This is a genomic window from Kaistella faecalis (assembly GCF_019195395.1).
Classification (GTDB): Bacteria; Bacteroidota; Bacteroidia; order Flavobacteriales; family Weeksellaceae; genus Kaistella; species Kaistella faecalis.
This window is the reverse complement of the sequence record NZ_CP078067.1, coordinates 2,147,901-2,166,305: the sequence shown is the minus strand read 5'-3', so window position 1 is coordinate 2,166,305 and position 18,405 is coordinate 2,147,901. Positions and strand designations below refer to the sequence as shown.

The 18,405-nt window shown below is 39.2% G+C and carries 20 protein-coding genes; 10 read left to right on the top strand and 10 right to left on the bottom strand.

Annotated features, from left to right (window positions below; translation table 11 throughout):
* Positions 1-37: 37 nt before the first annotated feature.
* The 4 genes from KTV93_RS10250 to dnaA all read right to left on the bottom strand — a co-directional run bounded on the left by KTV93_RS10250 (position 38) and on the right by dnaA (position 3,185).
* Complete coding sequence (locus KTV93_RS10250; RefSeq protein WP_218248848.1) at positions 38-415, bottom strand: hypothetical protein; 378 nt, start codon at positions 413-415, stop codon at positions 38-40.
* Between the two features lie 62 nt (positions 416-477).
* Positions 478-1,176 carry an SAM-dependent methyltransferase gene (locus tag KTV93_RS10245; RefSeq protein ID WP_218248847.1) on the bottom strand — a complete coding sequence of 233 codons (699 nt, stop codon included), beginning with the start codon at positions 1,174-1,176 and terminating at the stop codon, positions 478-480.
* An 8-nt stretch (positions 1,177-1,184) separates the two neighbouring features.
* Positions 1,185-1,646, bottom strand: coding sequence for a low molecular weight protein-tyrosine-phosphatase (locus KTV93_RS10240; RefSeq protein ID WP_218248846.1), 462 nt, complete (start codon positions 1,644-1,646; stop codon positions 1,185-1,187).
* An 84-nt stretch (positions 1,647-1,730) separates the two neighbouring features.
* Positions 1,731-3,185, bottom strand: coding sequence for a chromosomal replication initiator protein DnaA (gene dnaA, locus KTV93_RS10235; RefSeq protein WP_218248845.1), 1,455 nt, complete (start codon positions 3,183-3,185; stop codon positions 1,731-1,733).
* Between the two features lie 133 nt (positions 3,186-3,318).
* Here dnaA and KTV93_RS10230 point away from each other — a divergent pair, with 133 nt between their 5' ends.
* Positions 3,319-3,735 (top strand): acyl-CoA thioesterase, encoded by a 417-nt coding sequence (locus tag KTV93_RS10230; protein WP_218248844.1) that lies wholly within the window; start codon positions 3,319-3,321, stop codon positions 3,733-3,735.
* Here KTV93_RS10230 and pepE read toward each other — a convergent pair.
* Positions 3,732-4,424: a dipeptidase PepE gene (pepE, locus tag KTV93_RS10225; RefSeq protein WP_218248843.1), complete on the bottom strand. Its 693-nt coding sequence runs from the start codon at positions 4,422-4,424 to the stop codon at positions 3,732-3,734. The genes KTV93_RS10230 and pepE overlap by 4 nt on opposite strands.
* 199 nt (positions 4,425-4,623) lie before the next feature.
* Here pepE and KTV93_RS10220 point away from each other — a divergent pair, with 199 nt between their 5' ends.
* The 4 genes from KTV93_RS10220 (at position 4,624) to pheA (ending at position 8,372) form a co-directional block, all read left to right on the top strand.
* Positions 4,624-5,067, top strand: coding sequence for a hypothetical protein (locus KTV93_RS10220; protein WP_218248842.1), 444 nt, complete (start codon positions 4,624-4,626; stop codon positions 5,065-5,067).
* 118 nt (positions 5,068-5,185) lie between these two features.
* Positions 5,186-6,946, top strand: a complete 1,761-nt coding sequence (locus KTV93_RS10215) for a discoidin domain-containing protein (RefSeq protein ID WP_218248841.1) — start codon at positions 5,186-5,188, stop codon at positions 6,944-6,946.
* 50 nt (positions 6,947-6,996) lie between these two features.
* Positions 6,997-7,536, top strand: coding sequence for a hypothetical protein (locus tag KTV93_RS10210; RefSeq protein ID WP_218248840.1), 540 nt, complete (start codon positions 6,997-6,999; stop codon positions 7,534-7,536).
* The gene (gene pheA / locus KTV93_RS10205; protein ID WP_218250533.1) at positions 7,533-8,372 is read left to right on the top strand and encodes a prephenate dehydratase; all 840 of its coding nucleotides are present in this window, start codon (positions 7,533-7,535) and stop codon (positions 8,370-8,372) included. Before KTV93_RS10210 ends, pheA begins: the two co-directional genes overlap by 4 nt.
* Positions 8,373-8,378: 6 nt before the next feature.
* Here pheA and KTV93_RS10200 read toward each other — a convergent pair whose 3' ends face one another.
* Both KTV93_RS10200 and KTV93_RS10195 read right to left on the bottom strand, forming a co-directional pair.
* Entirely contained in the window at positions 8,379-10,307 is a 1,929-nt protein-coding gene (locus tag KTV93_RS10200) for a M1 family metallopeptidase (protein ID WP_218248839.1), read from the bottom strand.
* Positions 10,308-10,382: 75 nt separating this feature from the next.
* A complete protein-coding gene (locus KTV93_RS10195; RefSeq protein ID WP_218248838.1) occupies positions 10,383-11,660 on the bottom strand; it encodes a replication-associated recombination protein A in 1,278 nt (425 codons plus the stop codon).
* Between the two features lie 95 nt (positions 11,661-11,755).
* Here KTV93_RS10195 and yidD point away from each other — a divergent pair, with 95 nt between their 5' ends.
* Both yidD and lgt read left to right on the top strand, forming a co-directional pair.
* Positions 11,756-12,001, top strand: a complete 246-nt coding sequence (gene yidD, locus KTV93_RS10190) for a membrane protein insertion efficiency factor YidD (protein ID WP_218250532.1) — start codon at positions 11,756-11,758, stop codon at positions 11,999-12,001.
* Between the two features lie 27 nt (positions 12,002-12,028).
* A complete protein-coding gene (gene lgt, locus KTV93_RS10185) occupies positions 12,029-12,898 on the top strand; it encodes a prolipoprotein diacylglyceryl transferase (protein WP_218248837.1) in 870 nt (289 codons plus the stop codon).
* Between the two features lie 29 nt (positions 12,899-12,927).
* Here the strand turns inward: lgt and KTV93_RS10180 are convergent, their stop codons facing one another.
* Positions 12,928-14,439 (bottom strand): NAD(P)H-hydrate dehydratase, encoded by a 1,512-nt coding sequence (locus KTV93_RS10180; RefSeq protein WP_218248836.1) that lies wholly within the window; start codon positions 14,437-14,439, stop codon positions 12,928-12,930.
* 142 nt (positions 14,440-14,581) lie between these two features.
* Between KTV93_RS10180 and mscL the strand changes: the two genes are divergently transcribed.
* Positions 14,582-14,953: a large conductance mechanosensitive channel protein MscL gene (gene mscL / locus KTV93_RS10175; protein ID WP_218248835.1), complete on the top strand. Its 372-nt coding sequence runs from the start codon at positions 14,582-14,584 to the stop codon at positions 14,951-14,953.
* Positions 14,954-15,074: 121 nt separating this feature from the next.
* Here the strand turns inward: mscL and KTV93_RS10170 are convergent, their stop codons facing one another.
* Both KTV93_RS10170 and KTV93_RS10165 read right to left on the bottom strand, forming a co-directional pair.
* Entirely contained in the window at positions 15,075-16,034 is a 960-nt protein-coding gene (locus KTV93_RS10170) for a D-2-hydroxyacid dehydrogenase (protein WP_218248834.1), read from the bottom strand.
* Between the two features lie 6 nt (positions 16,035-16,040).
* Positions 16,041-16,442: an LNS2 domain-containing protein gene (locus KTV93_RS10165; RefSeq protein WP_218248833.1), complete on the bottom strand. Its 402-nt coding sequence runs from the start codon at positions 16,440-16,442 to the stop codon at positions 16,041-16,043.
* Positions 16,443-16,641: 199 nt separating this feature from the next.
* Here KTV93_RS10165 and idi point away from each other — a divergent pair, with 199 nt between their 5' ends.
* The gene (gene idi, locus KTV93_RS10160) at positions 16,642-17,154 is read left to right on the top strand and encodes an isopentenyl-diphosphate Delta-isomerase (RefSeq protein ID WP_218248832.1); all 513 of its coding nucleotides are present in this window, start codon (positions 16,642-16,644) and stop codon (positions 17,152-17,154) included.
* A 150-nt stretch (positions 17,155-17,304) separates the two neighbouring features.
* Positions 17,305-18,387, top strand: coding sequence for a glycine cleavage system aminomethyltransferase GcvT (gcvT, locus tag KTV93_RS10155; RefSeq protein WP_218248831.1), 1,083 nt, complete (start codon positions 17,305-17,307; stop codon positions 18,385-18,387).
* The last annotated feature ends 18 nt before the right edge of the window (positions 18,388-18,405 follow it).

The window sequence follows — 18,405 nt, the reverse complement described above, 5'->3', positions numbered from 1 at the left end:
TCTATTTCTGACCGCTTTTTTAGTGCAAATTTTCGGGTTATTCTCCGAAATGTTTCTTCACTGTTTCCAGAACCTGTTCGTCGCTCATTTGCTGCGCCGTATCTAAAGTGATTTTCAGGTTTTTAAACTGTGCGCTTTCGTGAAGAAAACTCTTCAGCTCTTCCTGAATCTGTCCCGGTCCGGTAACATAAACTTCTTCGGAATTGGTTAACAGATGGGCAATCTCCTTAAAGTATTTTGCCTTATTCGTCTGTTCGGCGTTATTACCGGCATTCTCACTTGAATTTCCGTGCTGTATAACCGCTTTCACAGGTGAACACAGGAAAAATTTAAAGGCATTCTGCGCATCGTGATTTTTAACTACGACTGCTTTGTTCTGATCAAGCCAAAGGCCTGCTAACTTTTTATCTGACATAATAATTTATTTTATCATTCAGATTCAATAATGATGCAAAGTCGCTGTTAAAGGAAGTTAAACTATTTTCCAAGCACAAAAACTGCCGGTATTTTATGAAGTTCGGGCTTGTTTTTCTGCCATTCTTTGATGCTTAGAGTTTTGATAAATTCCTCATTTGGATCATTGATATTGGCAGCGATACAAAGCCTGGTATTCGGTGCGAGGAATTTACACAGATCTTCAAAAAGCTGATTGTTGCGGTACGGAGTTTCCATGAAAATCTGTGAATACCCGGTTTTTTGAACCTGATTTTCTAAAAACTGAATTCTTGCTTTTTTCTCGGCTTTATCAATGGGCAAGTATCCGTGAAACGTAAATTCCTGACCATTAAAGCCGCTTGAAATTAAAGCCAGAATAATGGATGACGGTCCGTTTACCGGAATTACTTTAATATTGTTTTCGTGACACCATTTCACCATAAGATTTCCGGGATCTGCGATACACGGAAGTCCGGCTTCCGACAGCAAACCGAAATCCTGACCATTTTTCATGAGCATCTGAGCTTCCTGTAAATCTTTTCTTTCAGAATATTTATCAAGCAGAAAGAGTTTCAGATCAGCCTGTTTTTTTTCAGGCGCAAAGAATTTGATGACTTTTCTGGCGGTTTTTTCGTTTTCCACAAAGAAATAATCGGTCTTCAGAATATATTCTTTAATCGCAGGCGCGAAATAATCTATCGGTGAATTTTCAGAAAGATAAGCAGGAATTAGAAACAGCATTTTTAGATTTAAATTTGATGATTAAGGAGTTTTGTTTTAATATTTTCTGAAGCCTGATCCAGCAGTTGATAAACCTTTTCAAAACCATCAAGACCGCTCCAGTACGGATCAAAAACTTCGTAGTTGTTCTCAGGGATTTCTGCTTCTTCCAAAAACAGAGCAACTTTAGTGCGCTGTTCTTCATTCTTCGCCATCGAAATTACATCTTCGTAAACACTCAGATCCATGCAGTAAATTTTATCGAACGCTTCGAAATCTTTTTTTGTAATCGGTCTGGACTTTTGTTTACCAATTGAAATCCCATGACTTTCAGCAGTCTCAACTGCACGTTTATCAGGATGTTCGCCTTCATGCAGAGAAATCGTTCCGGCAGAATCAACGGAGAAATTTTCGGGAAGTTTTGATTTTAAAATGCCTTCAGCAAGCGGACTTCTGCAGATATTTCCGAGGCATACAACAAGAATTTTCATTTCTTTTATTTGAAGTTCTAAAATTAGAATAAAAAAGAAGGAATTCAAAAAACCCCTTCTCTTCTAATCTAATATATGGCAAATCTACTGTTTAATTTTTTCGGTAAGTTCTTTTACGTACTTTTTCAGTTCCTTATCAATTTTGGAAACGTCTTTAATTGTATCGCATGCATACATCACGGTTGAGTGGTCTTTTCCGCCCATTTCCTCACCAATTTTGGTGAAAGTGGCGTTGGTAAATTCCTTCGCGAAATACATTGCCAACTGTCTCGGCAAAGCAATTTCTCTTTTTCTGGTTTTCGATAAAAGCTGCTCTCTCTGGATTCCGAAATATTCGCAAACCACATCCTGAATATAAGGAATATTGATGACCTTTTTCTGGTTGGCTGCAATTTTATTGATGGTTTCCTTTAAAAGTTCAAGGCTCAGTTCAGATTTATAAATCGTAGAATATGCGATTACTGAATTGATCACACCAATGAGTTCCCGAACGTTGGTTTTTACTTCAGACGCAAGGAAATCGAGCATATCTTCGGTTAAAACAATTCCGTCACGGCTTAGTTTATCGACGATGATTTTTCTTCTCGTATCGAAATCCGGAGATTTAATTTCTGCAGAAAGTCCCCATTTGAAACGGGAAACAATTCTGTCCTGAATATCAAGAATATCAACAGGCGCTTTATCTGAGGTCAAGATAATCTGTTTCCCATTCTGGTGCAGATAATCGAAAATATGGAAGAAGCTGTCCTGCGTAGATTTCTTACCTGATAAAAACTGAATATCATCGATAATCAGCACATCAACCATTTGGTAGAAATTCGCAAATTCTGTCTGTTTATGCGCTTTCGCAGCGGATACAAACTGCTGGATAAATTTCTCTGACGATAAATAAAGAACTACTTTGTCCGGATAAGCATTTTTAACCTCCAGACCTACTGCATGGCCAAGGTGGGTTTTCCCTACTCCGTAACCACCATATAAAAACAGCGGGTTAAAGGCTGTCGCGCCCGGTCTTTTTGCAATAGATTTTGCTACAGTAGAAGCAAACTTGTTGCTTTCGCCTTCCACGTAATTGTCAAATGAAAAATCTGCTTTCAGGTTAGAATCGATGTTCACTTTTTTCATCCCCGGAACAACGAAAGGATTGATTAGATTTGAAGAAAATGACGGCGGAAGTGTTTCCTGAACTTTCGGCGTAGCAATACTCTTACCCTTCACATTCAGAGTGATGGGTTTTTCCTGACCACTCGGCTTGTTTTCCATTACGGAATACCAAAGCTTAACTCCCTTTCCTAAATTTTTCTTGAGTGCGGCAGAAAGCAGGGACAAGTAATTATCCTCAATATATTCTTTGTAAAAATCGCTTGGTACTAAAAGCGTAAGGTTATTGTTAACCAATGATACCGGCTGCACATTGTCGAAAAGTAAATCAAAAGAGTTTTCGAGTTTTTTGAGATCAGTGTTATCTTCTGCTGCATTGAGGTTATCCCTCATGAACTGTAGACATTTTTCCCAAATAAGAGTTAAGTTTTCATTCATTTTCGTTCTGCAATTCCTTGCAAGTGTTTAATTTTGATGGGAAGACAAATATCGAATTTTAAATTTTGATAAAAAAATTTTTGTGCTATTGGTTATTTAAAAATATATTTGTATGACTGATTTAAACCTTAAAATGATACACACAACACACTCAATTAGAGTACGTTACGGCGAAACAGACCCAATGAAATATGTCTATTACGGCAACTATGCAGAATACCTTGAAGTGGCCAGAGTTGAACTTTTTCGCGAACTCGGAATCCCGTATAATGAGATTGAAAATCAAGGCATATGGTTACCTGTTTCGGAGTTCAGCATTAAGTATCTTAAGCCGGGGCTTTATGATGAAATTCTCGAAATTCACACCTACATTAAAAAACTCCCTGGAGTCCGAATTGAATTCGAGTATGAAATTTATAACAGTTCTAAAGAGAAGATTACCGAGGCAAAAACAACCCTCTTTTTTCTGGATGCAAAAACCAATAAAGTTGTAAAATGCCCGGACTTTTTGATGAGTCTACTGAAAAAAAACTGGTCAGCTGCACCTTAAAGCGCAGCTCCCGGAGCAATTTCATAAGGCGCTTTATCTTTCTCGAAAATCCGTGTTAATTCTTTACCTTCTACAGTAATCTGATTACCGACTTTCCGGATCCAGTTTCCTTCCCGAAGTCCGACAACTTTTGTATCATTTTGAGTTAAAAACTCCATGATTCTGGTTTCGCGCGTTTCACCATTATGCTTCAGGTCAGGATTGGGATCAAGATAATGCGGATTAATATTGAAAGGCACCAATCCCATACATTCAAAACTCGGTGGGTAAACAATCGGCATATCATTCGTAGTTTTCATATTAAGCCCGCCAATGTTAGATCCGGCGCTGCAACCCAGGTAGGGCGTCCCGTTTACTACATTTTCTTTCACAACCTTCATGAGATTTTCCTCATGAAGCGTTTTAACTAAAAGAAAAGTATTTCCTCCGCCGGTAAAAATTCCTTTTGCACTGTTAAGCGCTTCCGTTTTATTTTCAAACTCATGCAAACCTTTTACTTTGATGCTCAGTGAGGCAAAAAAAGTCCGCACTTTTTCTGTATAATCGTCGTGAGAAATCCCTCCCGGCCGTGCGAACGGAATAAAGACAATTTCGTTGATTCCCGAAAAAAGATTTTTGATTTCCTGAGTAAGATACTCAAGATAATTTCCTCCGAAAAGGGTAGATGTTGAGGCAAGAATGATATTCATGCAGCAAACTTATTAAATATTTGAATGAGGTAAAAACGGTTCTTTAAATATTGGATTCTGCAGTCACTATAGAAAAATATGCATTTCATAAAAATATACATGATTTTTATCAATTAAATGTTAATTTTTTATTTTTTAACTTTTATCAAATAATTTGAATGTATATTTGCAGAGAATTTAACAACATAAAAACATCAAGATGAATTGTACAGTAGTTGGCCTATTTGAAAGCCAGGAAAATGCAAAACAGGTTTCGGCAGGTTTGGAAAAATCCGGAATTAGAAATGAGGACTACATTATCTACAAAACCAACAAAAACAGCAGTGCTGAACAAAAACAGAACTTCTGGAAAAGACTTTTAGGTCTTCAGGCGCCGAAGAAGGTTAAGGAAAATGATAAACTCATCACCAGCGTTGTGGTAAACAGCGACGAAGAACTCACTAACGTTAAAAAATCATTTGAGCAAAACGACGTGGTTAAGATTTATGAATTTCAGGACATGACCCTTGAAGAAGCCAAGGATCTGGATTATATCAAAAGAATTGTAGCACTTCGCGCCAAATCTCACATTTATGCAATACCTGAAATTTCACTTTCTTCAAGTAATATTCCCCAGGGAATTAATGCTGAAGTGAAGGCATAACTAAGAAATTTTATTCTTTCATTTATAATAAGTCCGTGCTTTCGAGTGCGGATTTTTTTATGGCTGGTTTTTCTTAAGTTTAATACTTAACTTTGAAACTGGTCCTAAAAAATCTTCCATGAAATCTTCTTTTCAATTATTCGTCTCTCTTTTATTTCTGATGAATTTCAGTTTTGCCCAGCAAAAAACATATTGCAATCCCATCAATATCGACTACGGTTACACGCCTTTCGAAGTTTTTTCGAAACAGGGAAAACACCGTGCTACTGCCGATCCCGTAATTGTAAATTTTCAAAAAAAACTTTTCCTTTTCTCCACCAATCAGGAAGGGTACTGGCACAGCGACGATATGCTGAACTGGAAATTCGTCTCCCGGAAATTCCTGCGCGATGATAAATACATTCACGATCTTAACGCACCCGCAGCCTGGGTTATGAAAGACACGCTTTATGTATACGGCTCAACCTGGGAATCAGATTTTCCGATCTGGAAATCTACAAATCCTACAAAAGATGAATGGGAAATTGCGGTTGACACCCTAAAAGTTGGTGCCTGGGATCCTGCATTTCACTACGATGAAGACAAAAACAAACTTTATCTTTATTGGGGATCAAGCAACGAATGGCCGCTTTTGGGAACTGAAGTAAAAGTAAAAAACCTACAGTCGGAAGGTTATGTAAAACCAATCCTGCGTTTAAAACCTGAAGATCATGGTTGGGAAAGATTCGGAGAGTACAACGACAATGTCTTTCTCCAGCCTTTTGTTGAAGGCGCATGGGTTACGAAATATAAAGACAAATACTATATGCAGTATGGAGCACCTGCAACAGAATTCAGCGGATATGCAGACGGAGTTTACGTTTCTAAAAATCCTTTGGAAGGCTACGAATACCAGCAACACAATCCGTTCTCGTATAAACCGGGCGGCTTTGCGAGAGGCGCAGGCCATGGTGCAACTTTTCAGGATAATTATGGAAATTACTGGCACGTTTCGACCATATTTATTTCCACTAAAAACAACTTCGAAAGACGCCTCGGCATCTGGCCTGCCGGCTTTGATAAAGACGATGTAATGTACAGCAACACTGCTTACGGCGACTACCCTACTTATATTCCGGAATTTGCGCAGGGAAAAGATTTCACCAAAGGTTTATTCACCGGATGGATGCTTCTGAATTATCAGAAACCTGTAGCCGCATCTTCTACTTTAGGCGGCTATCAGGCTAATTTTGCGGTTGATGAGGACATTAAAACATATTGGTCGGCGAAGTCCGGAAATTCAGGAGAATGGTTCCAGACCGATTTGGGTGAAATTTCCAGCATTAATGCAATTCAAATCAATTACGCAGACCAGGATGCAGAATTCATGGGAAAAACCCTGGGTAAAATGCACCAGTATAAAATTTACAGTTCTAATGACGGTAAAAACTGGAAAGTTCTAATCGACAAAAGCAAAAATACCACCGATGTTCCTCATGATTATATTGAACTTGAAAAACCGGCGAAAGCAAGATTCTTAAAAATGGAAAATCTAAAAATGCCTACCGGCAAATTTGCGCTCAGCGGTTTCAGAGTTTTCGGAAAAGGGAGTGGCGAAAAACCGGGCAAGGTTGAAAACTTTGTTCCACTGCGAGCCGATCCTAAAAAATATGGCGAGCGCAGAAGCATCTGGATGAAGTGGAAACAAAACGAAAAAGCCGATGGATACATGATCTACTTCGGTAAAACTCCTGACAAACTTTACGGAAGCATTATGGTTTACGGCAAAAACGAATATTTCTTTACCGGCGCCGACAGAACTGACGCTTATTATTTTCAGATCGAAGCATTTAATAACAATGGAATTTCTGAAAGGTCGGAAGTTTTCAAATCCGAATAATTAAAATTCAGTTTAGCTTCTTCCAAAGACTTTTTGGCTACATTTACCAAATGAAAAATCTAATCTTACCGTTTCTCCTCTTCTCCGGATTTTTATTCGCCCAGCAAACTTCGTTAAAAGAATCAGCAGGTCTTTTCCCACTCTATCTTGTTGATGGGATGATAACAAATGAAGAACAGTTGAAAGCGTTTGGCCCGGCAGAAATATCAGCGGTAAGTGTTTATAAATCCGATAACCTTCCGGAAAAACTCATCCCTTTTATCAATTTCATCAGCGAAGGAATTATTAGTATTACAATGAAAAACGACGCACAAAATCTGGAGGCTGTTTCTCTGGACCGCCTGAACATTCAACATCAGTTTGATGAGTTAAATCCAGTCTACATCAACAGAATTTTCGTGAAGAACAACACCGTGAAAATACTTACCGATGCCTTGGTTGAAGCTGAAATTATCGAAAATAACGGTCAGAAATTTCTAAATATCTGGACGGTGAAAAAATCTGAAAGAAACGGTATCGTAAAAAGATCCGGCGGCATCAAAAATCTTCCTAAAGAAAAAAGCGCTGCTAAAACAGTAATTCTGAAATAATGATTGCATTCCTTGGTCCACATGCGAGTTTCACACAGCTTGCGGCCTCACAGATCTTTCCTCATCATGAACTTATTCCACAGTCGAGCATTTTAGACTGTTTTGTAGCGGTACAGAACGGAACGGCTGAAAAAGCAGTGGTTCCGCTGGAAAATTCTATTGAGGGAACAGTTTCGATGACGCTGGATTACCTGTACGATTTCGAAAATATTTTTATTGAAACTGAGGCAATAATGCCGATATCGCATCAGCTAATGATTCATCCTGAAAATAAAGATTTCACTAAAGTAATTTCTCATCCGCAGGCTTTAGCACAGACTTTTCACTTTAGATTTGATCACTATAAAAACATAGCAACTCAGGATTACAGTTCTACGTCAGCAGCCGCAAAACTCATTGCTGAAAATCCCCATGAAAAATGGGCGGCGATTGCAAATTCTTACGCAGCGAAATTATATGGTCTGAAAATCATCCATCAAAACATTCAGGATTTTGAACAGAACCACACCAAATTCATTGTAATTTCTAAGAATAAAAAATCTTTACGTTTAGAATTCCCCAAAACTTCCGAAAAAACTTCACTTCTCATTACCCTTCCGGAAGATCATGCAGGAGGTTTGCATCAGGTTTTGTCTGTTTTTGCATGGCGGAAGATGAACCTTTCAAAAATTGAAAGCCGTACCATGAAAAAAAGCCTTGGGAACTACTTTTTCTTTATTAATGTTGCCAGCGAGTGGCATCCGGTATTATCTGAAAATGCTTTGGAAGAACTCCGTTTATTTGGAGCTGATGTGAAATTTATCGGCCATTACAACGAGTATATGCTTGAAGACTGATGCATCTTAATTTTTAATAAATTTTAGATTCTTCCCCCCGATTTTTATTAAATAAATTCCCGGTCGAAGCCGTGAAACATCAATTTTAGACGATGGTTTAAATTCACCTTTACCAACAAGTTTTCCATCAACAGCAAAGATTTCGTAACTGCTCACTTTGAAAATTCCTTTAATATTCAATTCATTTTTTACGGGATTCGGAAATAGTGAAATCTGATCTTTACTTACATTATCTGTTGCTAATGCAGGATCCAAAACTACAGTTGAATTTTTCTCAATGATTTGATATTCATAATTAAATTCCACACTCGCGACCTGAAAGTTCAGCGGCTTTGTAAAAAACTGATTGTTTGCTGTATTTTCCAAGACAAAATATGCGGTTTCACCATTAGTCCCGTTTACTTTCACCGGCAAAGGCATTTCGAAGAAATTTACAGATGGATCACTTTGCGTTTGCGAAATCAAAAAATTCATATCCAGATTATTTGATGACTGCTTCCATCTGACTGTATAACTTGGGTAACCCTGCCCGTACACCCAGTCGTTAAAAAAACCGGTAAAATCTCTTCCCGTGGAAACCAAAATCTGGTTTTTAAAATCTTCTGTTTTCGCATAACTGTAAGCAAAAGCAGGATTTGCGGCGTAATCTTTCAAAAGCTGATAAAAAACCTCATCCCCGAGCACCCATTTCATCATCCTCAAAATATAGCCGCCCTTAATATAGGTAAGTCTTCCGCTGAAAAGTACAGGAATATTTCCCAAATTGCTGTCGTTTACGTACACACTTCCGTTTGGTGCACTGGTGATGATATTCAGGTGGTTAAAAAGATAATTCATGAATTCTGGATGAGTCATTAAATTTTTTTCATTCACCAAATGCTCGCCGAAAGTCGCAAAACCTTCATTCAGCCAGATATCATTCCAGGCGCCGCAGGTAATTTTATCGCCGAACCACTGGTGTGCAAGTTCATGGGCAATCGTAGATCTCGCAAAAGAATTCATCGACGACATGGTTTGATGTTCCATCGCTGCACCGTTAACCGCAAATTCCATATGACCGTATTTTTCAGCGGAAAACGGATACGGCCCGAAATGATTTTCAAATAAAGTCATTGCAGTCTTTGTCCATTCAATATTATCCATCACTCCAACACTTGCGTTCGTCGACGGATAAAGGTAATTAACGAAAGGAAAACCTGTATTGCCTATAACGTCATTAAGCTTATTGAAATTCGCTATCGAAAACGCAACCAGATAAGCTGCCATAGGATAATTTGTACGCCAGAAGGTGAGTTTTTTGTTATCCGGAAGCAAAGTTTCAGACATCAGTTTTCCGTTTGAGGCAACACTGTACTGGCTTGGCGTTGTAATCTTTATGTCGAACCGGTTGATCTTGTCGTTCATACTCTGCTTGGTCGGAAACCAGTTTTGCGCACCATAGGGTTCCGAAAGTGTTGACAAAACCGGGCTTCCGTCGTGAGTTCCGATATAAAATGAAGTTCTTCCTGAATTATCCGGCGCACCTGAATAATGAATTGTTAAAGAATCCAGCGTGTTTGCGGGCAGCGATGCTGGCAAATCGATTTTGATTTCTTTGGTAGCCAGCTGTTCAAAACTAAGATTGGAACCGTGATATGTAACCTGAGAAACCGGTAAAACATCAGTGAAATCAAAATATATCGATGACACGTTCTGGTTTGTCACAAAATGAGAGGTCACCGATCCTGAAATCTGAAAAACTGCGGGATCCAGGTAAACGTCCATTCTTTGATATTGGATATCGTAATTCAAGGTGTTCGGATTCACGTTAAAATCGATCATCCGTTGATATCTGCTGATTTCTTTATCCATCAAATCCTTATTCTCGGGAACAATCTGTGCGGGAACAAGTATTGACAAAAGAAATAAAAAGGTAAAGAGATATTTTTTTTTCATCGTGTAAAATTTAGATTAAAGATAAAAAAAACACCTGACAATCAGCCAGATGTTAATGATATTCAAAACAGTAACTTAATACTTGTCTTTCCATTTTCTTTTAAGTTCCTCGCGTATTTTATTTTCAGTGGAATTATTTCCGGGTTCGTAGAATTTTGTTCCGGCTAATTCCTCAGGCAAAAATTCCTGGTCAATAAAATTCCCTTCATGCGAATGCGCGTAACCGTAATCTTTACCGTAATTAAGATCTTTCATGAGTTTGGTCGGCGCGTTTCTGAGATGCAGCGGCACCGGCAAATTTCCGGTCTGTTTCACCTTTGCCATCGCGTCATTAATCGCCACGTAAGTAGAATTGCTTTTTGGAGAAACTGCAAGATAAACTGCTGTTTCACTTAAAATAATTCTTGCTTCAGGATTTCCGATGACATTGATGGCCTGGAAACAATTGTTGGCCACAGTTAGCGCGCTAGGATTTGCCAAACCGATATCTTCCGCGGCCAAAATCAGCATTCGGCGCGCAATAAATTTAATGTCTTCGCCGCCCACCAGCATTCTTGCCAGCCAGTAAACCGCACCATTCGGATCAGAACCGCGCATGGATTTTATGAAAGCCGAAATTATATCGTAATGCTGCTCACCATTCTTGTCATAAAGCGCCATGGTTTCCTGCAGAACAGCCAATACATCTTCGTTGGAAATTTCTTTCGTACCTGAATTTTTGAAGTTATTCAGAACATTCTCTACCGAATTGATAAGTTTACGAGCGTCACCGCCGGAATACTGTATAAAGGCTTCTTTGTCTTTTATTTTGAATTCCGTCTGCTCTTTTTCGTTATACTTTTTCAAAGAAAGTTCGGCCAGTTCATCGAGTTTTTCATAACTCAAAGACTTCAGAACATAAACCTGCGACCTCGAAAGCAAAGCCGAAACTACTTCGAAACTGGGATTTTCTGTAGTGGCTCCGATAAGTACGATCCAACCTTTCTCTACCGCATGCAGAAGTGAATCCTGCTGGGACTTATTGAAACGGTGAATCTCATCAATGAATAATATAGGCGATTTTCCGGAGAAAAGGTTTTGTTTTTTGGCGTCCTCAATCACTTCACGAACATCTTTCACCCCGCTGGAAACAGCAGAAAGTTTAAAGAATTTCCTTCCCGAATTTTCGGAAATAATTTCTGCCAAAGTTGTTTTGCCTGTTCCTGGCGGACCCCAGAAAATAAGCGAATTTAAAGTATCGTTTTCCAACATCTTCCGGATTGTACCGCTTTTTCCGGTAAGGTGCTCCTGCCCCAGAACTTCGTCCAGAGTCTTAGGTCGCATTTGTTCGGCAAGTGGAATATTGGAATTCAAAATAGAAAAATTTGGATTACTGAGAAAGGTTTTGCTGCAATAAGTTTCACAGAAAGTTTCAACAAAATTAAACTATTTCGCTACTTTTGCAATGCATGTTCAACAAAATCATCACATTTCCTTTGGTGGTACTGATAAAATTCTATCAGTGGTTCATTTCCCCTGTTCTGCCGAAAAACTGCCGGTACGAACCTACGTGCTCTCATTATATGGTTGAAGCGCTGCGTGTGCATGGACCTATTAAAGGATTCTGGCTGGGCGCGAAAAGAATTGCGCGCTGTCACCCTTGGGGAGGAGAAGGTTATGACCCCGTTCCGCCGAAATGTGAACCTCAACATTAAAAATATTAAAAACAATAAAAATAAACTATGCTTACATTTTTATATACCACCTGGGATCCGTCGACAGGGATACATTTAGGCCCCATTACACTCCACTATTACAGTTTGATGTTTATTCTGGCTTTTGGTCTGGGATACGCAATTATGACGAAAATCTTTAAAATCGACAATGTTAACCAGAAATATCTGGAGCCGCTTTTTACCTGGACTTTGGTGGGAACGATTCTCGGCGCGAGATTAGGACATGTTATTTTTTATCAGCCTGAACTTTTCAAAGAGGATTTCTGGTCGGTTTTTCTGCCGATCAGGACGAAACCTGAATTTGAATTTACCGGTTTTTCGGGATTAGCAAGCCATGGAGCCACCATCGCGCTGATATTTACCACACTTTATTATTCGTACAAAATCATTAAGAAAAATCCGTTTTGGGTGTACGACAGGATTGGAATTGTGGTGGCATTAGGCGGAGCTTTTGTGAGAATCGGAAACTTTTTCAATTCAGAAATAATCGGGAAACCCGCACCTGAAGGTTCACCTTTCGCAATCCTCTTCCCGCAGCAAAGCTCGGAATACGGTGCAGTAGTTCCACGCTACCCGACCCAGCTTTTTGAAGCGGGAGGTTATTTTTTACTCTTTATTCTTTTGTGGATTCTTTACCGATATACGAATAAAAAATACCAGCAGGGCTGGCTTTTCGGTCTGTTTTTTATCATCCTTTGGGCGGTAAGATTTTTCGTTGAATTCTTAAAAGAACCTCAGGGCGATGAATTTATTCAGTTTGCAGGCTTGAATACAGGACAGATTCTATCCATTCCTTTTATGCTGGCCGGTTTCGTAATTATGTGGTATTCTAGAAACAATATAATTACCGAAGAAGAGAACGGTAAACCCGAATAATCAGGCTTCAATAAAACATAACCCTTCAATTAATTTTGAAGGGTTTTTTTATTTAAATATTTAAAGGTTTCCCCAATTTCACAGATTAAATCAGTGGACAGCATGGCTTCCTTAGAATGTTTTTTAACTGCAAAATCACCTGCTTTGCCATGAAGCCAAACTCCGAAAACAGCCGCAATTTCAGGTGTGTAATTTTGTGCTAAAAGCGCAGTAAGTATGCCCAATAAGACATCACCACTGCCACCTTTTGCCATTCCGGAATTCCCTGTGATATTGTAAAAAACCTTCTCATCAGGAGTAATGATTTGGGTACGGTGATCTTTTAAAACAATATAAATCCCAAGTTCTTTAGCTTTTTCTTTTGCCAGTTTTAATCTTTCGAAAGAGTTCTCAGTCTTTCCGAACAGACGTTCGAATTCTTTGGGATGGGGAGTTATGATTGAATTCTGCGGGATTAATTTAAGATTGTCGGATTTTGCTGCCAAAATATTCAGCGCATCAGCATCCAAAACCAAAGGTTTATTATACATTTTTAAAAACTGTAAAAATGCATTTTCTGTTTCCGGCTCTTTCCCCAAACCGGGACCGATTCCTACGACCGAATCATCATCCACATTAAAGTTACTGATGAAATCCGCGCCTCCGGAAATATACATTGCTTCCGGACAACTCGCCTGTAAAATTTCGTAACCACATTTTGGCGCAAGGATATAAGTGATACCACATCCCGACCTCAATGCAGCCTTTGCACCCAAAACTGCGGCACCTATTTTTCCGAAACTTCCCGCTGCAACAGTAGCTTTACCGTAATTTCCTTTATGAGAGAAATCTTCTCGTCGCTCATAAATTTTCTGAATTAAATCCTCGTCAACAACATAAAATCCGGTCGGTTCGTCAGCGATAAAATCCTTACTTAAACCGATATCCAAAACATGAATTCTACCGCAGTACTTTCCGGTTTCCGGGTGTAGGAATGAAGTTTTCCAGAACTGGAAACTTAAGGTTTCATCTGCTTTAAAAACTACAGCATTGTCATCTGAGAGCTGATCCGCAAAAAGGCCGGAAGGAATATCGATAGAAATTTTCGGAAGGCGGGATCGGTTTAGCTTCATAATAAGATCAGCGTAATTCCCTTCCGGATTTCTGCTCAATCCGGTTCCAAAAAGTGCATCCACTAAGACACTGTTTTCACCAAACTCGGATTCTTCAGTCCGATTGAAATCTATAATTTCTACACCGTAAATGTCTTTAACTCTTTCAAAATTGATTAAGGCATCAGTACTAAGGATGGCATTAGTATCCAGATAAACATTCACATCAAAACCCTTGTGATAGAGCAGCCTTGCAATTGCAAAGCCATCGCCTCCGTTGTTTCCGGGGCCACAGAAAATGTGGTATTCCATTGGGCCGGAGAATCTTGTGCAGAGCCATTCTGCACAGGCGGTTGCTGCTCGTTCCATAAGCTTCAGTGAAGTGACAGGCTCGTTTTCAACCGTGAAAGCGTCACACTTTCCGATTTGGGGTGAAGTAAATATTTTCATTATCATTTGTTTAAATAAAATTACTTAAATAATTTCAGATTCATAAAATTTTATAAAAAATATTGATAAGCTAACTTTTTGCAGACAACCCGCACGATTATAAATTTATTTATTACATTTGAGTAACTTAAAAACTTAAATTATGGGACTTGTACAGGAATTTAAAGAATTTGCATTTAAAGGAAATGTAGTGGATTTGGCTGTTGCCGTTATAATTGGCGGTGCTTTTGGTAAAATTATCACTTCATTTGTAGATGATGTTATCACTCCACTATTGCTTAACCCTGCTTTGGAAGCGGCAAACTTGAAAAATATTTCGGAATTGACTTGGAATGGGGTGAAATACGGAAATTTTCTCTCTGCAATCATCAGTTTCCTAATTATTGCCATGGTATTATTCATGCTGATCAAAGCGGTGAATAAAGTAAACAAACCTGCAGTAGAAGCTCCAGCAGGACCTAGCAATGAAGAAGTTTTGCTTGCAGAAATCCGCGACCTTTTGAAGAATAAATAACTGTATCATTATAAAAAACTAAACCCGGAATCTTCCGGGTTTTTGTTTTTGCTACCTGTATTGAATACTAAAAAAACACGCCGTAAAGCGTGTTTCATTATTTGTTAAAACATATTTTTTCCTAATATACCTGCAAAATGCTGCAAATCTGTTCAGCCAGCGACAGTCCAATTCTGTCCTGCGCCTCTACAGTCGAAGCTCCCGTATGCGGAGTAAGGGAGATTTTCGGATGATTTAGAATCTCTTTTGACGGAGTGGGTTCGTTCATAAAAACATCCAGCCCTGCGAACGCAACTTTACCGGAATTCAATGCTGCAACCAGAGCTTCTTCGTCAATAACTCCACCTCGGGAACAGTTGACGATAGCTACGCCTTCTTTCATGAGCGCAAATTCCTCTTCACCAATCATGTAGCCATCTTTTTGCGCGGGAACGTGAAGGGTGATAAAATCAGCATGTTTTAAAACTCCTTCAAGCGGCTCGGTTTCAATATCAACATTAATGAACTGATTATTGTAAAACTTAACTTTAATACTTGCTCTGCCTACATTACTGTCTGCCGCGATTACACGCATCCCTAAACCGAGGGCTATTCTTGCCACTTCCTGGCCGATTCTTCCCATTCCGATGATGCCTATGGTTTTACCGCGGAGTTCAATTCCTTTTTCGTAAGATTTTTTGAGTTTCGCGAATTCGGAATCGCCTATTACGGGCATTTTGCGGTTAGAATCCGGCAAAAACCTAGCACCGGAAAACAAATGAGCAAATACCAATTCCGCCACAGATTCAGATGATGCTGACGGCGTGTTGATTACGTGAATATTTTTCGATCGTGCATAATCCACATCAATATTATCCATTCCTACACCACCACGACCGATAATTTCGATCGACGGACATGCATCGATTAAATCTTTGCGAATCTGTGTCGCGCTTCTTACTAAAACTGTTCTGATATTATTTTCGTTGATGTAATCCACTAACAATTCCTGGGGAATCTTAGTGGTAATTACCTCGAAACCCTTTTCGGTTAGGGCATCGATCCCTGATTGGTCTAATCCGTCGTTTGCTAAAATCTTCATTCTTCCTTAATCTTTAAATACTTCAATGGTGACCTGTTTTTCAACCAAATCGGTGAATTTTCCTTTGTATCTTGTTGCTCTGACCAAATGGTTATCGATCCAGTGATAATTTCCGCCGCGCGGTTTTCCGCACAAAACGCTGTGATATTTAAACCCGTGTTTATCTAACCAGTCGATGGTAATCTGCTTCAGGTTCTCTGTACGCGATGTAAAAAAGCAGATGATATGCCCCTGGTCGTACCAGCGGTTAATGGTTTCCAGCGCATCCGGATAGGGTTCGCAATCGACCATTCGTTCCGGCTCTTCATTGGGTACATCATCAGTTATGGTGCCATCGATATCGATAAGATAGTTCTTGATATCGCCCTTCAACATCGGGCTTAAATGGTCTTTATATTCTAATTCCATCGCTTGAATTTTAAGGAGCAAAATTACAAATTTTCGTTGGTTCACAGGCATATAAATCTAAAATCCGCAAATGGATGCCATAAAATCTGCCAGAAAACGTAAGATAACATTAATTGTGACCGGTGATTTTTAATGGTTGGGTTATTAAAATTTCACAAAAATTTGAGTACCTAATTTTTAAAACTTAAATTTGTGTGATATGGAAGAACAAGTGGTTTTAGTTTCTGAAAAGGACGAAATTCTAGGCGTCATGGATAAAATGCAGGCTCATGAAAATGGGATTCTGCATCGTGCATTTTCAGTTTTTTTATTTAATGACAAAGGTGAAATGCTGTTGCAGAAAAGAGCTGCCGACAAATACCATTCGCCTAACCAGTGGACCAACGCAGTATGCTCGCACCCGCGACTGGAGGAAACCTATTTGGAAGCCGCAGAACGCCGGTTGAAGGAAGAATTGGGAATCGAAACGCCGCTAACTTACCGGTTTAATTTTCTTTATAAGGCAGATGTAGGCCAGAATTTGTGGGAACACGAACTGGATCATGTCTTCACCGGAAATTTCGAAGGAGAATTTAAACTGAATGAAGAGGAAGTTTCGGAAGTTCGGTATATTTCTATTGATGAACTGGATAAGGAAATGTCGGCAAATCCGGAAAGTTTCACGGAATGGTTTAAAATTATTCTTAAAGAATACAAGCAACACCTCGAATAAAAAAACTACGCTAAATTATAGCCCCGATTGAAGTGGCATCCTTTTGCGAAGCGCAGCAAAGCAAAAGATACAGCGGAAAGCGGGACGGGTTTTAGGATAAAAAACTGAGCCAATGCTCCTAAATAAAAACAATAAAATAAATTAGAAGAAATGAATAAAAAGACTGCCCTGTTTGACAAGCATGTTGCTCTGGGCGCAAAAATGGTGCCTTTTGCAGGTTTTGAAATGCCTGTGCAATATTCCGGAGTTACTGATGAGCATTTTGCTGTACGCGAAAAAGTTGGAATTTTTGATGTTTCACACATGGGACAGTTTTTCGTTGAAGGCCCTACCGCAAAAGATTTGCTGCAGTATGTTACGACCAACAACGTTGACACCCTGGAAGACGGAAAAGCACAATACACCTGTCTGCCTAATGGAAGCGGCGGAATTGTAGATGACCTTATCGTTTACAAAATGGCAGACGAAAAATATTTTGTGGTGGTAAACGCTTCCAATATTGAGAAAGACTGGGACCATATCTCCAAATACAACGAAAAATTCGGTGCTCAACTGACGAATGCTTCAGATGAAATGTCGCTGATTGCGGTTCAGGGTCCGAAAGCTGCGGAAACGCTGCAGAAACTTACAGATTCTAATCTTGCAGAAATTCCATTTTATCATTTTAGTGAAGGTATCGTTGCCGGAATTTCCAACGTGATTATCTCCAACACCGGTTATACGGGAAGCGGTGGTTTCGAAATTTATTTTAAAAATGAAGACGCGGTAAAAATGTGGGATGCGTTAACCGAAGCTGGCGAAGAATTCGGTTTAATGCCGTGCGGATTAGCTTCCAGAGATACTTTGAGGTTAGAAAAAGGATTCTGTCTTTACGGAAACGATATTGATGACACCACATCGCCAATGGAAGCCGGTTTGGGCTGGATTACCAAATTTGATAAAGATTTTGTAGACAAAGAAACTTTTGCAAAACAAAAAGAAGAAGGGGTTACCAGAAAACTGGTCGGCTTTGAAATGCAGGAAAGAGCAATCCCAAGACACGATTATCTTGTGGTAGATGCTGAAGGCAACGAAATCGGAAAAGTAACATCGGGAACCATGAGTCCCATGAAAAATATCGGAATTGGATTGGCTTATGTCGCCAAACCAAACTTTAAAGTAGGTTCTGATATTTTTATTCAGATCAGAAATAAAAGTATTCCTGCGAAAGTGGTAAAACTTCCTTTTGTATAAAAGACCTCTTTCGATATA